This window comes from Pseudomonas umsongensis (genome assembly GCF_012647205.1).
In the GTDB taxonomy this organism is placed as follows: Bacteria; Pseudomonadota; Gammaproteobacteria; order Pseudomonadales; family Pseudomonadaceae; genus Aquipseudomonas; species Aquipseudomonas umsongensis.
In genome coordinates this window covers 573,815-591,426 of sequence record NZ_CP051487.1, presented here as the reverse complement: position 1 = coordinate 591,426, position 17,612 = coordinate 573,815, and the positions used below count along the sequence as shown (strand labels likewise).

10 protein-coding genes are annotated in these 17,612 nt (G+C 60.0%); 6 read left to right on the top strand and 4 right to left on the bottom strand.

Annotated elements, in window-relative coordinates; all coding sequences use genetic code 11:
• Position 1: 1 nt before the first annotated feature.
• Both waaF and glnE read right to left on the bottom strand, forming a co-directional pair.
• Entirely contained in the window at positions 2 to 1,036 is a 1,035-nt protein-coding gene (waaF, locus tag HGP31_RS02585; RefSeq protein WP_020796214.1) for a lipopolysaccharide heptosyltransferase II, read from the bottom strand.
• A 203-nt stretch (positions 1,037 to 1,239) separates the two neighbouring features.
• Positions 1,240 to 4,179 carry a bifunctional [glutamate--ammonia ligase]-adenylyl-L-tyrosine phosphorylase/[glutamate--ammonia-ligase] adenylyltransferase gene (glnE, locus tag HGP31_RS02580; protein WP_020796213.1) on the bottom strand — a complete coding sequence of 980 codons (2,940 nt, stop codon included), beginning with the start codon at positions 4,177 to 4,179 and terminating at the stop codon, positions 1,240 to 1,242.
• A 383-nt stretch (positions 4,180 to 4,562) separates the two neighbouring features.
• Between glnE and aceE the strand changes: the two genes are divergently transcribed.
• From aceE to msrA, 5 genes are all read left to right on the top strand, one after another.
• The gene (aceE, locus tag HGP31_RS02575; RefSeq protein WP_020796211.1) at positions 4,563 to 7,208 is read left to right on the top strand and encodes a pyruvate dehydrogenase (acetyl-transferring), homodimeric type; all 2,646 of its coding nucleotides are present in this window, start codon (positions 4,563 to 4,565) and stop codon (positions 7,206 to 7,208) included.
• Positions 7,209 to 7,219: 11 nt separating this feature from the next.
• On the top strand, positions 7,220 to 9,196 hold the full coding sequence (gene aceF / locus HGP31_RS02570) for a dihydrolipoyllysine-residue acetyltransferase (RefSeq protein WP_168757119.1): 1,977 nt from the start codon (positions 7,220 to 7,222) through the stop codon (positions 9,194 to 9,196).
• Positions 9,197 to 9,455: 259 nt separating this feature from the next.
• The gene (locus HGP31_RS02565) at positions 9,456 to 10,850 is read left to right on the top strand and encodes an alkaline phosphatase D family protein (protein WP_168757118.1); all 1,395 of its coding nucleotides are present in this window, start codon (positions 9,456 to 9,458) and stop codon (positions 10,848 to 10,850) included.
• 230 nt (positions 10,851 to 11,080) lie between these two features.
• Positions 11,081 to 13,774 (top strand): putative bifunctional diguanylate cyclase/phosphodiesterase, encoded by a 2,694-nt coding sequence (locus HGP31_RS02560; RefSeq protein WP_020796208.1) that lies wholly within the window; start codon positions 11,081 to 11,083, stop codon positions 13,772 to 13,774.
• Between the two features lie 62 nt (positions 13,775 to 13,836).
• Positions 13,837 to 14,484 carry a peptide-methionine (S)-S-oxide reductase MsrA gene (gene msrA / locus HGP31_RS02555; protein WP_020796207.1) on the top strand — a complete coding sequence of 216 codons (648 nt, stop codon included), beginning with the start codon at positions 13,837 to 13,839 and terminating at the stop codon, positions 14,482 to 14,484.
• A 46-nt stretch (positions 14,485 to 14,530) separates the two neighbouring features.
• On the opposite strand, the gene HGP31_RS02550 is transcribed toward msrA, so the two are convergent.
• Positions 14,531 to 15,367, bottom strand: a complete 837-nt coding sequence (locus tag HGP31_RS02550; RefSeq protein ID WP_020796206.1) for a 23S rRNA (adenine(2030)-N(6))-methyltransferase RlmJ — start codon at positions 15,365 to 15,367, stop codon at positions 14,531 to 14,533.
• 338 nt (positions 15,368 to 15,705) lie between these two features.
• Positions 15,706 to 17,190, bottom strand: coding sequence for a sodium/proline symporter PutP (gene putP / locus HGP31_RS02545; RefSeq protein ID WP_168757117.1), 1,485 nt, complete (start codon positions 17,188 to 17,190; stop codon positions 15,706 to 15,708).
• A 274-nt stretch (positions 17,191 to 17,464) separates the two neighbouring features.
• On the opposite strand from putP, the gene HGP31_RS30680 reads away from it, so the two are divergent.
• Positions 17,465 to 17,599, top strand: coding sequence for a hypothetical protein (locus HGP31_RS30680; protein WP_020796203.1), 135 nt, complete (start codon positions 17,465 to 17,467; stop codon positions 17,597 to 17,599).
• Positions 17,600 to 17,612 lie beyond the last annotated feature (13 nt).

The window sequence follows — 17,612 nt, the reverse complement described above, 5'->3', positions numbered from 1 at the left end:
ACTATTTGACCTCGACCACAGTGCCCTGCAAACGCTGCAAGGCTTCGTTCACCGCCTGCGGCATCAGTTGGCGCAGGCAGTTGTAATGGCCGAAACGGCAGGTGCGGTCGAAGCATGGGCTGCATTCGATGCCCAGGCGCACGATCTCGACATGTTCGGCCAAGGGTGGCGTGAAGCCCGGTGACGTCGAGCCATAGACTGCCACCAGCGGGCGGTTCAGCGCGGCGGCAACGTGCATCAGGCCAGAGTCGTTGGACACCACCGAATCGGCGCAGGACAGCAAATCGATGGCCTCGGCCAACGAGGTGCCGCCACTGAGGTTCACCGACTCTTCACGCAAGCCGGGAATCAACCGCGAACGGATGTCTTCACCCACGGCGTGATCGTTTTTCGAACCGAACAGCCAGACTTGCCAGCCCTCGCGAATCTTCGCTTCGGCCACCTTGGCGTAATGCTCGGACGGCCAACGCTTGGACTCGCCGAACTCGGCACCGGGGCACAGCGCCAACACCGGGCGGTCGAGGGTCAGGCCAAACTTGGCCAATGCCGCCTCGCGAGTCACCGGGTCGATCCGCAGGCTCGGGCGCGGGTAAGGCTTGGGCAGCTCAAGGCCTGGCTCGTAGGCCAGGGCCATGAAGCGCTCGATCATCAACGGGTAACGCTCTTTATCCAGCGTGCGTACGTCGTTGAGCAGGCCGTAGCGGAACTCACCACGCCAGCCGGTACGCTTGGGGATGCCGGCGAAGAACGGCACCAGTGCCGACTTCAGGGAATTGGGCAACAGGATCGCCTGGTCGTACTGGCCGGCCAGGGATTTGCCGATGCGCCGACGCGTCGCCAGCTCCAGTGCGCCGTGGCCGAGCGGGAAGCTCAAGGCCTGGCGAACTTCGGGCATGCGCTCAAGAATCGGCCGGCTCCACTCGGGGGCCAGCACGTCGATTTCGCATTGCGGGTGGCGTTGCTTGAGACACTGAAACAGTGTCTGCGCCATCACCATGTCACCGACCCAACTGGGCCCAACGATCAGAATTTTCATGTGGTTTCCATAAACGAACCGGGGAGGCCTACGCCTCCCCGCCTCGAAAATTCTACAGAACAACGCAAATCTACTGTAGAAGCGAGCCTGATCGCGATGGTCGTTAACGATAACGCAGCAAGTCTGGCACTCCGCGGCGCTCTCAAATTCATCGCGAGCATGCTCGCTCCTACAGGGGATATTGGCGTATCAAATATCCCGTTTCAGCTTAGCCCCAGTTCACGCCAGATCCGCATGACCTGTCGCCGTTCGTCCGCGAACTGGTCACCCGGAATCACCCCGGCATTCTTCTGCAAGGCCTGCCGGTGGGCGGCGGAGCGGTAAGCTTTATAAGCTTCACGCAACAGACTGGCGTCCTCGACAGGCATCAGCCCGGCCTTCTCCAATTCTTCCAGAATACGGATATTGTCTGTCCAGCGCAGCAATGGCGGGTACGTTTCGGACCACGCCAGGGCCGCGTATTGCACCATAAATTCAATATCGACGATACCTCCGGCGTCCTGCTTGAGGTCGAAGGGCACTGTGGCTTCGAAGGCATTTGCCCCGGTGCCGGCCGCGGTACTCTTGCTGCCCAGGTTATCGCGCATCTTGGCGCGCATCTCGCTGACCTCCTGGCGCAGGGTCGGCAAGTCGCGTGCCTTGCCCAGGATCGCTGCGCGAACCTGCTCGAATGCCCGGCCGACGTCGTCGCTACCCACCAATACCCGCGCCCTGACCAACGCCTGATGCTCCCAGGTCCAGGCTTCATTTTCCTGGTAGCGCGCAAAGGCCCCCAGCGAACTCACCAGCAGCCCTGATGCACCGGACGGGCGCAGGCGCATGTCGACTTCATAGAGCTGACCGGAGTTGGTCTGCGCTGTCAGCAAGTGAATGATCCGCTGCCCGAGCCGGGTGAAAAACTGCGCGCCATCGATCGACTTCGGCCCGTCGGTTTCTGCCTGTGGATCGCCATCATGGATGAACACCAGGTCCAGGTCCGAACCATGCCCCAATTCCAGGCCACCGACTTTCCCATAACCGACAATGATGAAGCCGGGATCGCACAAGGTGCCATCGGTGCGTAGCGGCGTGCCGTACTTGGCGACCGTTTGCCGCCAGGCCAGGGCCAGTACTTGTTCCAGTATCGCTTCGGCGAGCCAGGTCAGGTAATCGCTGACTTTCATCAACGGCAGGCTGCCGGCGATTTCCGAAGCGGCGACCCGCAAGCGGTGCGCCAGCTTGAAATGGCGCAAGGCCTCCATCTGCTGCTCGAGGTCGTCCTCGGGAATCCGGGTCAGGCGTTCGCGCAACTCAGCGGCCAGCTCCGGCGCCAACGGCGGCTTGAACAACCGGCCTTCGTTGAGCAACTCATCGAGCAACAGCGGAAAGCGGGTGATCTGTTCGGCGATCCATGGGCTCGCTGCACACAAGGTCAGCAAGCGGCGCAGGGCACCGGGATTTTCGGTCAGCAAAACGAGATAAGCAGAACGGCGGGCTACAGCTTCCACCAGTGGCAACACCCGTTCCAGCACCAGATCCGGATTGGCATGCTCGACAGCCTGGGCCAGCAAGCGCGGAATAAAGGCGTCGAGGCGCTCACGCCCCAGTCGCTGCATGGCGCGCAATTGCGGGCTGCCGCGTAAACTGGCCAAGGCTTTCAGAGCCTGGGTGGCATCGGCGAAACCGCCTTCCTGCAACTGTCGGCAGGCAGCTTCTTCATCCTGAGCCTCTTCCCACAGCGGCAACCACTCTCCACCGACCACCACTTCGTTTTCGGCGCCCTGCTCCTCGTCAGGGTCGGCGATCACCTGAGCGAAGTGCCAGGCCACGCGGCCGCGCCAGTACATCAGGCGCTCATGAAACGCCGGCCAATCGGCAAAGCCCAACATGAAGGCAATGCGCGCCTGATCCTGAGCACTGTCCGGCAGCATCTGGGTCTGGCGATCGGCAATCGCCTGAATCGCATGTTCGGTGTAACGCAGGAACTCGTAACCTTCACGCAGCTCACTGATCACCGCTGGCGGGAGATAACCCTGACCTTCCAGCGTACTCAGTACTTTTAATAGTGGACGTTGTTGCAGACTCAGGTCGCGACCGCCGTGAATCAACTGAAAGGCCTGGGCAATGAACTCCACCTCACGGATGCCGCCGGAGCCGAGCTTGATGTTGTCGGCCATGCCCTTGCGCCGCACTTCCTGCTGGATCAACTGCTTCATGGTGCGCAATGCTTCGATCGCCGAGAAGTCCAGGTAGCGTCGATACACGAACGGTCGCAGCATCTCTTGCAGTTGCGCACCGGCCACTTGATCCCCGGCCACTACCCGCGACTTGATCATCGCGTAGCGTTCCCAGTCGCGGCCCTGGTCCTGGTAGTACTGCTCCAGCGCGTTGAAGCTCAACACCAGGGCACCCGACGAACCGTAGGGCCGCAAGCGCATGTCGACACGGAACACAAAACCGTCGACGGTCATCGGGTCCAGCGCCTTGATCAAGCGCTGGCCAAGACGGATGAAGAATTCCTGGTTGTCCAGCGGGCGCTTGACCCCGACCGTTTCGCCGCCTTCGGGATAGGCAAAGATCAGGTCGATGTCCGACGACAGATTGAGTTCGACCGCGCCCAGCTTGCCCATGCCGAGGACGACCATCTGCTGCGGCTCGCCGCTGCGCCGGCCGGTGGGCACGCCGAACTGCTGGCAATGCCGTGCGTACAACCATTGATAGGCCTGGTCGATGCTGGCATCGGCCATGTCCGAAAGGTCGCGGCACGTCTGGACCAGATCGGCCTGGCGGGTCAGGTCACGCCAGACGATCCGCACCTGGTGGCGCGCCCGTTGGCGGCGCAATGCCCGGCCGAGTTGTTCATCGGTCTCGGCGGCATTTACGGCTGCAGCGATCTGCGCGCATAACTCGCCGGGGGCATAGCCACGGTCCAGTTCACCGGAGCGCACCAGTTCCAGCAGCATCAGCGGATCGCGCACCGATTGCTCGGTGACAAAGTCGCTGGCGGCGGTTACCCGGGAAAATTGCGCCCAGCGCTCGGGCGTCCATGTGGACAGGCCATGGTCGTCATCCAATGCCTCGACAGCATCGCGCAACGACTGCTCGGCGCGGGTGACAAACGGCAAGAGAATAGCGGGCAGGTCGACAAGCGGGGGCAGGCTCATGGTCTATCCTTGATCGGCGTGTAACAGGCTGCATGTAGTGAATCTCGCATACCCACTACCTGAAGGAGTGTCGAACAAAAGTTAGAAATAGCTGAAAATTCTTTTTTATTGGCAGCCAACATCAAGGTTTCACCTTTTTCGGTTGGCAAAAGACCAACCTTAACGATTATTCTCACAACGCAGCCGGGGGCCACAAGCCGCTCATCTGTAGTTTTACTACTCGTATATACATTAGCAAGGCTGAAATGCCGGATGATTTGTAGTAAAACTACACACCGCCGGAACAACCTATCGGCAATCCAAGAATTCATAACGTCTGCCCACAAGGCCAGTCGCTAACTCAGGCAACCGATTCTGGTAGCCTTTCCGCCCTGGAGCAAGCCATGCAAGACCTCGATCCCGTCGAAACCCAGGAATGGCTGGACGCCCTGGAATCGGTTCTCGACAAAGAAGGCGAAGACCGTGCTCACTATCTGATGACCCGTATGGGTGAACTCGCGACCCGCAGCGGTTCGCAGTTGCCTTACGCCATCACCACGCCTTACCGCAACACCATCCCGGTAACCCACGAAGCACGCATGCCTGGCGACCTGTTCATGGAACGCCGCATTCGCTCGCTGGTACGCTGGAACGCGATGGCCATGGTAATGCGTACGAACCTGAAAGATTCTGACCTCGGCGGTCACATCTCCAGCTTCGCTTCCAGCGCGACCCTGTATGACATCGGCTTCAACTATTTCTTCCAGGCCCCGACCGACGAACACGGCGGCGACCTGATCTACTTCCAGGGCCACACTTCGCCAGGCGTCTACGCCCGCGCGTTCATGGAAGGCCGCATCACCGAAGACCAGATGAACAACTTCCGCCAGGAAGTCGACGGCCAGGGCTTGTCGTCCTATCCGCACCCTTGGCTGATGCCTGACTTCTGGCAGTTCCCGACCGTATCCATGGGCCTGGGCCCGATCCAGGCGATCTACCAGGCGCGTTTCATGAAGTACCTGGAAGCCCGTGGCTTCATTCCTGCCGGCAAGCAAAAAGTCTGGTGCTTCCTGGGCGACGGCGAGTGCGACGAGCCGGAATCCCTGGGCGCGATCTCCCTGGCTGGCCGCGAGAAGCTGGACAACCTGATCTTCGTCATCAACTGCAACCTGCAGCGCCTCGACGGCCCGGTTCGCGGCAACGGCAAGATCATCCAGGAACTCGAAGGCGTGTTCCGCGGTGCCCAGTGGAACGTGACCAAAGTCATCTGGGGCCGTTTCTGGGACCCACTGCTGGCCAAGGACGTCGACGGCATCCTGCAACGTCGCATGGACGAAGTCATCGACGGCGAGTATCAGAACTACAAGGCCAAAGACGGCGCGTTCGTACGTGAACACTTCTTCAACTCGCCAGAACTCAAGGCGATGGTTGCAGACTTGTCCGACGACGAGATCTGGAAACTCAACCGTGGCGGCCACGACCCGTACAAGGTCTACGCGGCGTACCACGAAGCGGTCAACCACAAAGAACAACCTACCGTCATCCTGGCCAAGACCATCAAGGGTTATGGCACCGGTGCCGGCGAAGCGAAGAACACCGCGCACAACACCAAGAAAGTCGATGTCGACAGCCTGAAGTTGTTCCGCGATCGCTTCGACATCCCGGTCAAGGACGAAGAACTGGAGAACCTGCCGTTCTTCAAGCCTGAGCCAAACAGCGCCGAAGCCCGCTACCTGAGCGAGCGTCGTACCGCACTGGGTGGCTTCGTGCCGCAGCGTCGCGCGCAAAGCTTCAGCGTGCCGACTCCACCACTCGATACCCTCAAGGCTATCCTGGACGGCTCGGGCGACCGTGAAATCTCCACCACCATGGCCTTCGTGCGCATCCTCGCGCAGCTGGTCAAGGACAAGGAAATCGGCCCACGCATCGTGCCGATCATTCCGGACGAAGCCCGTACCTTCGGTATGGAAGGCATGTTCCGTCAGTTGGGCATCTACTCGTCCGTCGGCCAGCTCTACGAGCCAGTCGATAAAGACCAGGTGATGTTCTACAAGGAAGACAAGAAGGGCCAGATCCTCGAGGAAGGCATCAACGAAGCGGGCGCCATGAGCTCCTTCATCGCTGCCGGTACTTCGTACTCCAGCCACAACCAGCCAATGCTGCCGTTCTACATCTTCTACTCGATGTTTGGCTTCCAGCGTATCGGCGACCTCGCGTGGGCCGCTGGCGACAGCCGTACCCGTGGCTTCCTGATCGGCGGTACCGCCGGCCGTACCACCTTGAACGGTGAAGGCCTGCAACACGAAGACGGTCACAGCCACCTGCTGGCTGCCACCATCCCGAACTGCCGCACCTACGATCCAACCTACGGCTATGAGCTGGCGGTGATCATCCAGGACGGCATGAAGAAGATGACCGAAGAGCAACAGGACGTCTTCTACTACATCACCGTGATGAACGAGTCGTACCAGCAGCCAGCCATGCCGGCCGGTGCCGAAGAAGGCATCAAGCGGGGCATGTACCTGCTCGAGGAAGACAACCGCGAAGCGGCACACCACGTTCAACTGATGGGCTCCGGCACCATCCTGCGTGAAGTGCGTGAAGCGGCGAAGATCCTGCGTGAAGAGTTCAACGTCGGCGCCGACGTGTGGAGCGTTACCAGCTTCAACGAACTGCGTCGCGACGGCCTGGCCGTTGAGCGCACCAACCGTCTGCACCCTGGCCAGAAGCCTAAGCTGAGCTATGTGGAAGAGTGCCTGAATGGCCGCAAAGGTCCGGTCATCGCCTCTACCGACTACATGAAACTGTTCGCCGAGCAGATCCGTCAGTGGGTACCGTCCAAGGAATTCAAAGTCCTGGGTACCGATGGTTTTGGCCGCAGCGACAGCCGCAAGAAACTGCGTCATTTCTTCGAAGTCGACCGTCATTTCGTGGTGTTGGCAGCCCTGGAAGCACTGGCTGACCGTGGTGACATCGAACCTAAGGTTGTGGCTGAAGCCATTGCCAAGTTCGGTATCAACCCGGAAAAACTCAACCCACTGGACTGCTGAGGAGAGATTCTGTGAGCGAACTCATTCGCGTACCTGACATCGGCAGCGGTGAAGGTGAAGTAATTGAACTGTTTGTGAAGGTCGGCGACCGCATCGAAGCTGACCAGAGCATCCTGACACTTGAGTCGGACAAGGCGAGCATGGAAGTGCCTGCGCCGAAGGCCGGCATCATCAAGAGCCTGAAAGTGAAGCTGGGCGATCGCCTGAAAGAGGGCGACGAACTGCTGGAGCTGGAAGTCGAAGGCGCCGCTGCTGCGGCTCCAGCGGCTGCCCCTGCGCCTGCTGCAAAAGCTGCAGCTGCACCTGCTCCTGCGGCAGCTCCAGCGCCGGCCGCTCCAGCTGCTGCACCGGCTGCCGCTTCGGTACAGCAAGTGCACGTGCCGGACATCGGCTCGTCGGGCAAGGCCCAGATTATCGAGATCCAGGTCAAGGTCGGCGACACCGTCGAGGCTGATCAGTCGCTGATCACCCTGGAATCCGACAAGGCGAGCATGGAAATCCCGTCGCCTGCCGCTGGCGTGGTCAAGGCCATCAGCGTCAAGCTCAATGACGAAGTTGGCACTGGCGACCTGATCCTGGACCTGGAAGTGGCCGGTGCTGCTGCACCTGCCGCCGCGCCTGCCCAGGCTGCCGCTCCTGCACCTGCCGCTGCGCCTGCTCCGGCAGCTGCTCCTGCTGCTCCCGTTGCAGACAGCGTTCAGGACATCCACGTTCCGGACATCGGTTCGGCGGGCAAGGCCAAGATCATCGAAGTGCTGGTCAAGGCCGGTGACTCGGTTGAAGCCGATCAGTCGCTGATCACCCTGGAATCCGACAAGGCGAGCATGGAAATCCCATCGCCTGCCGCTGGTGTGGTGGAAAGCGTTTCCATCAAGCTGGACGACGAAGTCGGTACCGGCGACCTGATCCTCAAGCTGAAAGTCAAAGGCGCAGCGCCTGCTGCTGCCCCGGCACCTGCTGCCGCTGCTGCGAGCGCGCCTGCGCCAGCCGCTGCTCCTGCTCCTGCTCCTGCTGCCGCCGCACCTGCTGCGGCCGCTCCGGTTGCTGCTCCAGCCAAGCCTGGCGCCAAGGTTCACGCAGGCCCGGCCGTACGCCAACTGGCCCGTGAATTCGGTGTCGAGCTGAGCGCTGTCGGCGCCAGCGGTCCGCACGGTCGCATCCTGAAAGAAGACGTGCAGGTATACGTCAAGGCCATGATGCAGAAGGCCAAGGAAGCACCGGCCGCCGCTGCTGCTGGCGCAACCGGCGGCGCGGGTATCCCGCCGATTCCGGTCGTGGACTTCAGCCGCTTCGGTGAAATCGAAGAAGTGCCGATGACCCGCCTGATGCAGATCGGTGCGTCGAGCCTGCACCGCAGCTGGCTGAACATCCCGCACGTGACTCAGTTCGATTCGGCTGATATCACCGAGCTGGAAGCGTTCCGTATCGCTCAGAAAGCCGTTGCAGAGAAGGCCGGCGTCAAGCTGACCATCCTGCCGCTGCTGCTCAAGTCCTGCGCGCATCTGCTCAAGGAGCTGCCGGACTTCAACAGTTCGCTGGCACCAAGCGGCAAAGCAATTATCCGCAAGAAATATGTGAACATCGGCTTCGCCGTCGACACCCCTGAAGGCCTGCTCGTACCGGTCATCAAGAACGTTGACCAGAAGAGCCTGTTGCAACTGGCAGCCGAAGCCGCTGCGCTGGCCGCCAAGGCCCGCGACAAGAAGCTCACCGCTGACGACATGCAAGGCGCCTGCTTCACCATTTCCAGCCTCGGCCACATTGGCGGCACCGGCTTCACGCCGATCGTCAACGCGCCGGAAGTGGCGATCCTCGGTGTTTCCAAGGCAACCATCCAGCCAGTCTGGGACGGCAAAGCCTTCCAGCCGAAACTGATGCTGCCGCTGTCGTTGTCCTACGATCACCGTGTGATCAACGGCGCCGCTGCTGCACGCTTCACCAAGCGTCTGAGCGACCTGCTGGCGGACATCCGCACCATCCTGCTGTAACACCGGCGGGCCCTCCTTCACGGGAGGGCCTGTCGCGTTTCACGTTTTCCGAGCGCCACGCTCGTACCTCAACCCCGCCAATTTGGCGGGGCTTTTTTTTGTCCGGCGTTCTAACCTCAACAGATACTTTCCTACATTTGTGGCTGATATCCCCCACAAGTCGAATCCATTTCCGCCCGGTATTTTTCAAGGCCAAATAACTAGCCTTGCCTGCAAGGCCATTTAAAGCCAATTGATTAAAAACCGAATGGATTCGAATATGTTCAAACCAACTGTCGGGCCAATCATTGGCCACACCACCACGAACCATGCACGTATATTCTTGCGTGGAGAATCAAGTAAAGACGCCCATGCATTCGCCGGCATTCGCTATCGGCAACTCGATGACGAGCATTGGTCAAACGGAATTTTCGCTGAACTCGAGAAAGCCCGGGACATGTCCGCCGTCCTGGCTCTCAGCGACCTGGCTGCCGACACCGTGTATGAATATCAGGCTGGATGGTTCAGCGCGATGCAGCCTGTGTGCTCTGCCAAGGCAATGCAGGAACTGAGCTTGCAATGGCCAGTGCGGATTCATCGCCTGCGTACCCGCTCGAACCAGGCCGGAAAATCCAGGGCCTATGTTGTGGGCTCATGTCGCTATCTACGCCTCACCGCAGGCATTGCCGCCGAACCTCATCTGGGTGACAGGATGTTCGCGACAATCTCAAGACTGGCCGAGCAGGCCGAACCGCCTATCAGCGCCATGCTGATGACCGGCGACCAGATCTATGTCGATGACTTGAACCTCATTGCTCCGGACCGCGAGCTCAAGGATATTCTTCTCAAGTATCGCGTGGCTTTTTCCCAGCCAAACATTGCAAAGTTAATGTCGACCCTGCCGACTTACATGATCCTGGATGATCATGAGATCGAAGACAATTGGCCGGCCAACAGAAACAAGTCCGATGACTTCCTATATGCCAATGCGATAAACGCCTATGAGATCTACCAGGCCAGCCATGGCCCGTCACACCCACTCTGCGCCGATGGCCAAATCGACAGGAAGCTGGACAAATACTGGTACTTGTTCGCCGATGGCGATATCGAGTGGTTTGTCACCGACAGCCGAACACGGCGCAATCTTGCAGCCAGCGACCGACGCATCCTCGATATCGAGCAGGAGCAGGCCTTGTGCACCTGGCTGATCAACAGTTCGGCCCGGGTCAAATTCGTGGTCACCAGCGTCATGTTCTACCCCGACAGCAAACGCCAGGGTGATGACGCCTGGAAAGGCTTTCCCGAACAGCGGCTGCGGCTGCTGGAAACGATTCGCACACACGCGATCAAGAATGTCTTTATCGTTTCAGGCGACGTCCATGGTTCACTGATCAGCCGCCTGACCCACAGCGAGGACCCGGCCTTTGAAGTTCATACCATCGTCTCCTCGCCCCTGTGCAACAGCAAACTGCTGCCCTATGCGCAAGCGTCTACCTTCCTGCTGGATCAGCCGCTCGCGCGAACCGCTCAAGGCAATTATCGGCACGAATTGAAGGGCAAGGTCATCAGCCAGGATAACTTCGCGCATGTGATCGTCGATACGGAACAGCTTCACGTGCGATATCACGACCGGGATGGCGGCCTTTTGCAATCGATCGCTATTTCGCTGCATTAAAAAGCAAAGATCGCAGCCTGCGGCAGCGCCTACAGGATGCGATTTTTTCGGCTCAATCCAATCTTTTAGTCGCGTGCTGGAGAAATCTTCTCCTCTGCCGACATATTCTTATAGCACTTGGCCTTCATCTCTCTTGTCAGTCAGTGTCGCAATGATGCAACCTTGCCGCAGGCAACAGTAAAGAGGGCGAGAGCCCGGCGCGATCAGCAAATTCGAAGCGAGTCCCCTCCATGAAAAGCCAACCCGATGCCGCCAGCCGTATGGTGGCCGAGGTAGTGACGCAGTTGCCTGTGCCCTCGCGGCTCGGCATGCTGCGTTTCGAACGGCTGAACGAACCAAGCTGGGCACTGCTGTTTCTCGATCCCAATTGCGAACGCCAGTTCGGCCTGCCGGCCGTGGAATTGTGCGCCCTGGTCGGTTCGCCCTACGCCAGCCTGATGGAGCCGCAAGCACGCTATCAGCTGCATGACGCGATTCAGGCGCAGTTGAGCGAGAGCACCCACTATCTGATCCGCTACACCCTGCACACCGCCTCGGGCGCGTTGAACCTGCTGGAGCTGGGTGAAGCCTACAAACAACACAATCGACATCTGCTGCGCGGCTACCTGCTGGTCATCGACGGCCTGTTCGAGGATGACCCACTGCTGCCAGCGCTGGATCTCGAAACCCAGAACTCGCGCCTGCAAATCGCCCTCGAACTCAATCAGCGCGCCCAGCGGGAACAATTGCAGCATCTGGATCGGGTCCGTGCCCAGCAGGACCTTATCCTGCTGCTGACCCGCCAGCGCTACAGCAGCAACAATTCCCTGCAGGAAGCCGCCGAACTGATCACCCGTAGCGCCTGTGAGATTTACCAGATCGACTGTGCCAGTCTTTGGCACCTGGAAGGATCGATGCTGGCCCCCATCTCGGCCTACCACCGCTCAACCCAGGAATACCTGCTGCCGGCGCCGATCGACGCCAGCGGTTTCCCCGATTACCTCGACGCCCTGCATACCGGTCGCGCCATCGACGCCCACAACGCCATGCGCGACCCGCGCACCCGGGAAATCGCCGAAAGCCTGCGCTCGCGTGATGTCAACGCGATGCTCGATGCCAGCATTCGAGTCGACGGCCAGGTGGTCGGCGTGTTGTGCCTGGAGCAAACCGGCGCGACCCGCGCCTGGCAGCAGGACGAAATCGCCTTCGCCGGCGAGCTGGCGGATCAGTTCGCCCAGGTCATCAGTAATCACAATCGACGCACCGCCACCAGCGCCCTGCATCTGTTCCAGCGTGCGGTCGAGCAAAGTGCCAACGCCTTTTTGCTGGTCAATTGCGATGGCATCGTCGAGTACGTCAACCCGAGCTTCACGGCGATCACCCAGTACACCACCGAAGAAGTCCACGGCCAGCGCCTGGCGCAACTGCCGGCACTGGAGAACCTCAGTGAACTGCTGTTCGACGCGCCCTCGGCGCTGGCCATGAGCAACAGTTGGCAGGGGGAATTCAAGAGTCGGCGCAAAAACCTCGAACCCTATTGGGGTCAGTTGTCGATATCCAAGGTCTATGGCGACAACCGCGAGTTGACCCATTACATCGGTATCTACGAAGACATCACACAGACCAAGCTCGCCCAGCAACGCATCGAGCGCCTGGCCTACACCGATAACCTGACCAACCTCGGCAACCGCCCGGCTTTCATCCGCAACCTCGATGAACGCTTCGCCCGCGACAGCGACGCGCCTATCAGCCTGCTACTGGTGGACATCGATAACTTCAAGCGGATCAACGACAGCCTCGGCCACCAGACCGGCGACAAGCTGCTGATCAGCCTGGCCCGGCGCCTGCGCAACAGCCTCAACCCGGGCGGCAGCCTGGCGCGGTTTGCCAGCAACGAGTTCGCGGTCTTGCTTGACAACACTGGCCTTGAACTCGGGCAGCAGGTCGCCAACCAGTTGCTCACGACCCTCGACAAACCGATGTTCGTCGACAACCAGCTGATCAGCGTGACCGGCTCGGTTGGCCTGGCTTGCGCGCCCCTGCATGGACGAGACCCGCAGACCCTGATGCGTAATGCCGGCCTGGCCCTGCACAAGGCCAAGGCCAACGGCAAACATCAGGTGCAGGTTTTCACCGAAGCCCTGAACGCCGAAGCCAGCTACAAGTTGTTCGTCGAGAACAACCTGCGCCGCGCCCTGACCCAGAACGAACTGGACGTGTTCTACCAACCCAAGCTCTGCCTGCGCAGCGGTCGCCTGCTGGGGATGGAGGCGCTGTTGCGCTGGAACCACCCGGAAAAGGGCATGATCCGCCCGGACCAGTTCATCAGTGTTGCCGAAGAAACCGGCCTGATCATTCCGATCGGCAAATGGATCGCCCGCCAGGCCTGCCGCATGAGCAAAGCGCTGAGCGCCGCCGGCCTGGGCAACCTGCAGGTAGCGATCAACCTGTCACCCAAGCAGTTCTCCGACCCGGACCTGGTAGCATCCATCGCCAACATCCTCAAGGAGGAAGCGCTGCCGGCGAGCTTGCTGGAGCTGGAACTGACCGAAGGTTTGCTTCTGGAAGCCACCGAAGACACTCGCCTGCAACTCGACCAGCTCAAGCGCCTGGGCCTGACCCTGGCCATGGACGACTTCGGCACCGGTTACTCGTCGCTCAGTTACTTGAAAAAATTCCCCATCGATATCATCAAGATCGATCGAAGCTTCATTCACGAAATCCCGGATAACCAGGACGACATGGAAATCACCTCCGCGGTGATCGCCATGGCCCACAACCTTAAACTCAAGGTCGTGGCCGAAGGCATCGAGACCGCCGAGCAGTTGGCTTTCCTGCGTCGCCACCGTTGCGACGTCGGCCAGGGCTACCTGTTCGACCAACCGATCCCGGGCCTCGACCTGATCGACAAGCTCAAACGCTATCCGCGCGGCCCGATTGCCTGACATCGCGTCAACACTCGGGCAAACTGCATTTCTGATTATTCCAACGACTGAGAGGACTGACGATGGTTCTGCGCTCGGAAATTCTGGTGAACAAAAACGTGCTCCCAACAAAAGAACAAGCTCTGCCTGGCCGCGAAACCCCCATGACCGTGCCGGAAAAACACTTCGTCCACGACGCCCCGCTACTGGGTCCATTCGCGATGGATGTGGATTTCGCGATCTTCGGCCTTGGCTGCTTCTGGGGCGCGGAACGCAAGTTCTGGCAGCGTGAAGGCGTGGTCAGTACGGCCGTGGGTTACGCTGGCGGCTTCACCCCGAACCCGACTTACGAAGAAGTCTGCTCCGGCTTGACCGGCCATAGCGAAGTCGTGCTGGTGGTCTACGAGCCGGCGAAAGTCAGCTACGAAGCGCTGCTGAAGATGTTCTGGGAACTGCACAACCCGACCCAGGGCATGCGCCAGGGCAACGACCTCGGCACCCAGTATCGCTCGGTGATCTACGCCACCAACCCGACCCAACTGGAAGCCGCGAAAAAAAGCGCACAGGTGTTCCAGGTCGAACTGACCAAGGCCGGCAAGGGCATCATCACCACCGAAATCGACGAAGCGCCGACGTTCTATTTCGCCGAGGCGTACCACCAACAGTACCTGGCGAAAAACCCTGAAGGCTATTGCGGCATTGGCGGCACCGGCGTGACCTGCCCGATCTGACCACTGACCGATCGTTCCCACGCTCTGCGTGGGAACGATCATCGCCTCATTCGGCGATCAACCAATCCATCCGCCACCCGCCCTGGGTCTGCCCAAGCTTCTCGGACAACCACGGCAGCAACTCACGCAACTCTTCCTCCAGCCCCCACGGCGGATTGGCAATGGCCAGACCGGAGCCGTTGAGGCTGTTCGGCGTATCCAGCGGATGCACCAGCAGCTCGACCCGCAACAACTTCGGCGCACCGGTACCGGCCAGGTCCTGATAGAACCGGCGCAGCGCGCGCTGATCCTTCACCGGGTACCAGATCGCCGCTACAGTCTGGCGCATCCGCCCGACCGCCTCTTTCAAGGCCGCGGCGCAGCGCTGCATCTCATCCAGTTTTTCGAAGGGCGGATCGATCAACATAACCGCACGCTTCTCCGGCACCGGCAGCAACGCCCGCGGCACATGCCAGCCTTCGCCAAGATGCACCTTGACCCGACGATCACCGGCCATGTTGTCCTTGAGCAGCACGCCATCTTCCGGATGCTTCTCGTTGAGCAACACGCGGTCCTGCGGGCGCGTCAGGCGCCGCGCCAACTCCGGTGAGCCCGGATAAAAGCGCAACTGGCCGTCCGGGTTCATCTCATGCAACACCTGCATGTAATCGGCGGTCAGGATCGGCAGATCCGGCTGATCCCACAACCGCGCAATGCCTTCCAGATACTCACCGGTTCGGCTGGCCTGATCGCCCTGGAGGTCGTACAGGCCAATGCCGGCGTGCGTATCGAGATAGGCAAACGGCTGCTCCTTGCGCGACATCAGGGCGATGAGGCGGGTCAAGGTCAGGTGTTTGAACACATCGGCGTGATTGCCGGCATGGAAGGCGTGGCGATAATTCATGGTTGCTCCTGCGAAGGCCGGCAAGTTTACCTTTTACTGGGCGGCAAGTCAGGAGCTCGCGGCTGAGTGGCAAACCCAGCCCTGTAGGAGCCGCCGGAGGCTGCGATCTTTTGATCTTGACCTTGTGGCATTACCTACCCCTGCTGAAGGCCGACCCCGCAACCAGTGCCCAACCACATCCAGCACATCGCATCCATCGCGCAACGCAATGGCGCAGAGCAAGGCAAGGTAGAAATGGACCTGCCATTAGCCTTCTGCCCACCCCCCAAAAAAAACGGCCCGCCTCCTGTAGGAGACGGGCCGTTTTTGCGAAAGGTTAGAGCCTCAGCTCATCCCCATCACTTGTTCAAACGGAAATCTGCCTCGGCAGCAGCAAAGCGCTGCAGCATGCCAGCAGTCGGCGTGCCCAGCTTGCTGACGATGTAGATCGCCAGGCTGGCGAAGATGAAACCAGGGATGATTTCGTACAGGCCCAGCAGTTCGAAGTGCTTCCAGACGATCACGGTGATCGCGCCGACCAGGATGCCAGCCAGTGCGCCGTTGCGGGTCATGTCTTTCCAGATCACGGAGATCAGCACGACCGGACCGAATGCGGCACCGAAACCTGCCCAGGCGTAGCTCACCAGGCCCAGTACACGGTTTTCCGGGTTGGCCGCCATGGCGATGGCGATCAGGGCAACCAGCAGCACCATGGCGCGGCCGACCCAGACCAGTTCAACCTGGGAAGCGGATTTGCGCAGGAAGGTCTTGTAGAAGTCTTCGGTCAGGGCGCTCGAGCACACCAGCAACTGGCAGCTCAGGGTGCTCATGACGGCAGCCAGGATGGCCGACAGCAGAACGCCGGCAACCCATGGGTTGAAGAGGATTTTGGCCAGTTCGATGAACACACGCTCGTGGTTTTCACTGACCGGCATGGCCACGGCCGGATTGGCCGAGAAGTAGGCGATACCGAAGAAACCGACAGCCACGGTGCCGCCCAGGCACAGGATCATCCAGGTCATGGAGATGCGACGGGCATTGGCAATCGACTTCACCGAATCGGCCGCCATGAAACGCGCCAGGATGTGCGGCTGGCCGAAGTAGCCCAGGCCCCAGCCCATCAGCGAGATGATGCCGATGAAGGTGGTATTTTTCAGCATGTCGAAGTTGCTTGGATCTTGCGCTTCAATGGCCAGGAACGTGGTGTCGACGCCGCCGGTGGCCAGCAGCACGATGATCGGCGTCAGCAACAGGGCGAAGATCATCAGCGTGGCTTGCACGGTGTCAGTCCAGCTGACCGCCAGGAAACCACCGACGAAGGTGTAGGCAATCGTCGCCGCAGCACCGGCCCACAGCGCCGTCTCGTAGGACATGCCGAAGGTGCTTTCGAACAGACGGGCGCCAGCCACGATGCCGGAAGCGCAATAGATGGTGAAGAACACCAGGATCACGACGGCGGAAATGATCCGCAGCAAGCCGCTTTTGTCTTCGAAACGGCTGGAGAAGTAGTCCGGCAGAGTCAGCGCATCGCCATTGTGCTCGGTCTGCACGCGCAGACGGCCGGCGACGAACAGCCAGTTCAGGTAAGCCCCGATGATCAGGCCGATGGCGATCCAGCTCTCGGACAGACCGGACATGTAGATGGCGCCCGGCAGGCCCATCAACAACCAGCCGCTCATGTCGGATGCACCGGCGGACAACGCGGTCACGACACTGCCCAGGCTACGGCCGCCCAGGATGTAGTCGGAAAGGTTGTTGGTGGAGCGATAGGCCATGAAGCCGATCAGCACCATTGCTGCGATGTAGATCACGAACGTGATCAGGGTTGGATTGCTTACGCTCATTGAGTGATGCCCTGGCTTTGTTTTTATGTAGCGGCGGCTGGTGAAGCGCTGGCAAACGGTGACGATTGACAGACGATCCGGGATCCCGCGCATTTATGACCGATGTTTCCCCAGGAAAGCCATCGGCCGGCACACCGGTCTTGCGACTGGTTGCACCTTGGGCGCGAATGCTATGCAACAAAGCAAATAAGGTGCAACCCATTTCTGGGGAATAAGTTGCACCTAGTCGGAAATTTATATCAAACCAAGGTTTTTGCTCCTTTTCGGAGCAAGAATGATCGTCTATCCATCCAAAAAGCACCAAGGCAACGCGGTAATGGCGCAGTGGAATTTTTTTCCTGACGAACTGCCGTTTATTCCCGTAAAAAAAGGGTTGCACCCGGTTGCACCTCATTCATCACACGGCTAATCTTTGCGCCAGC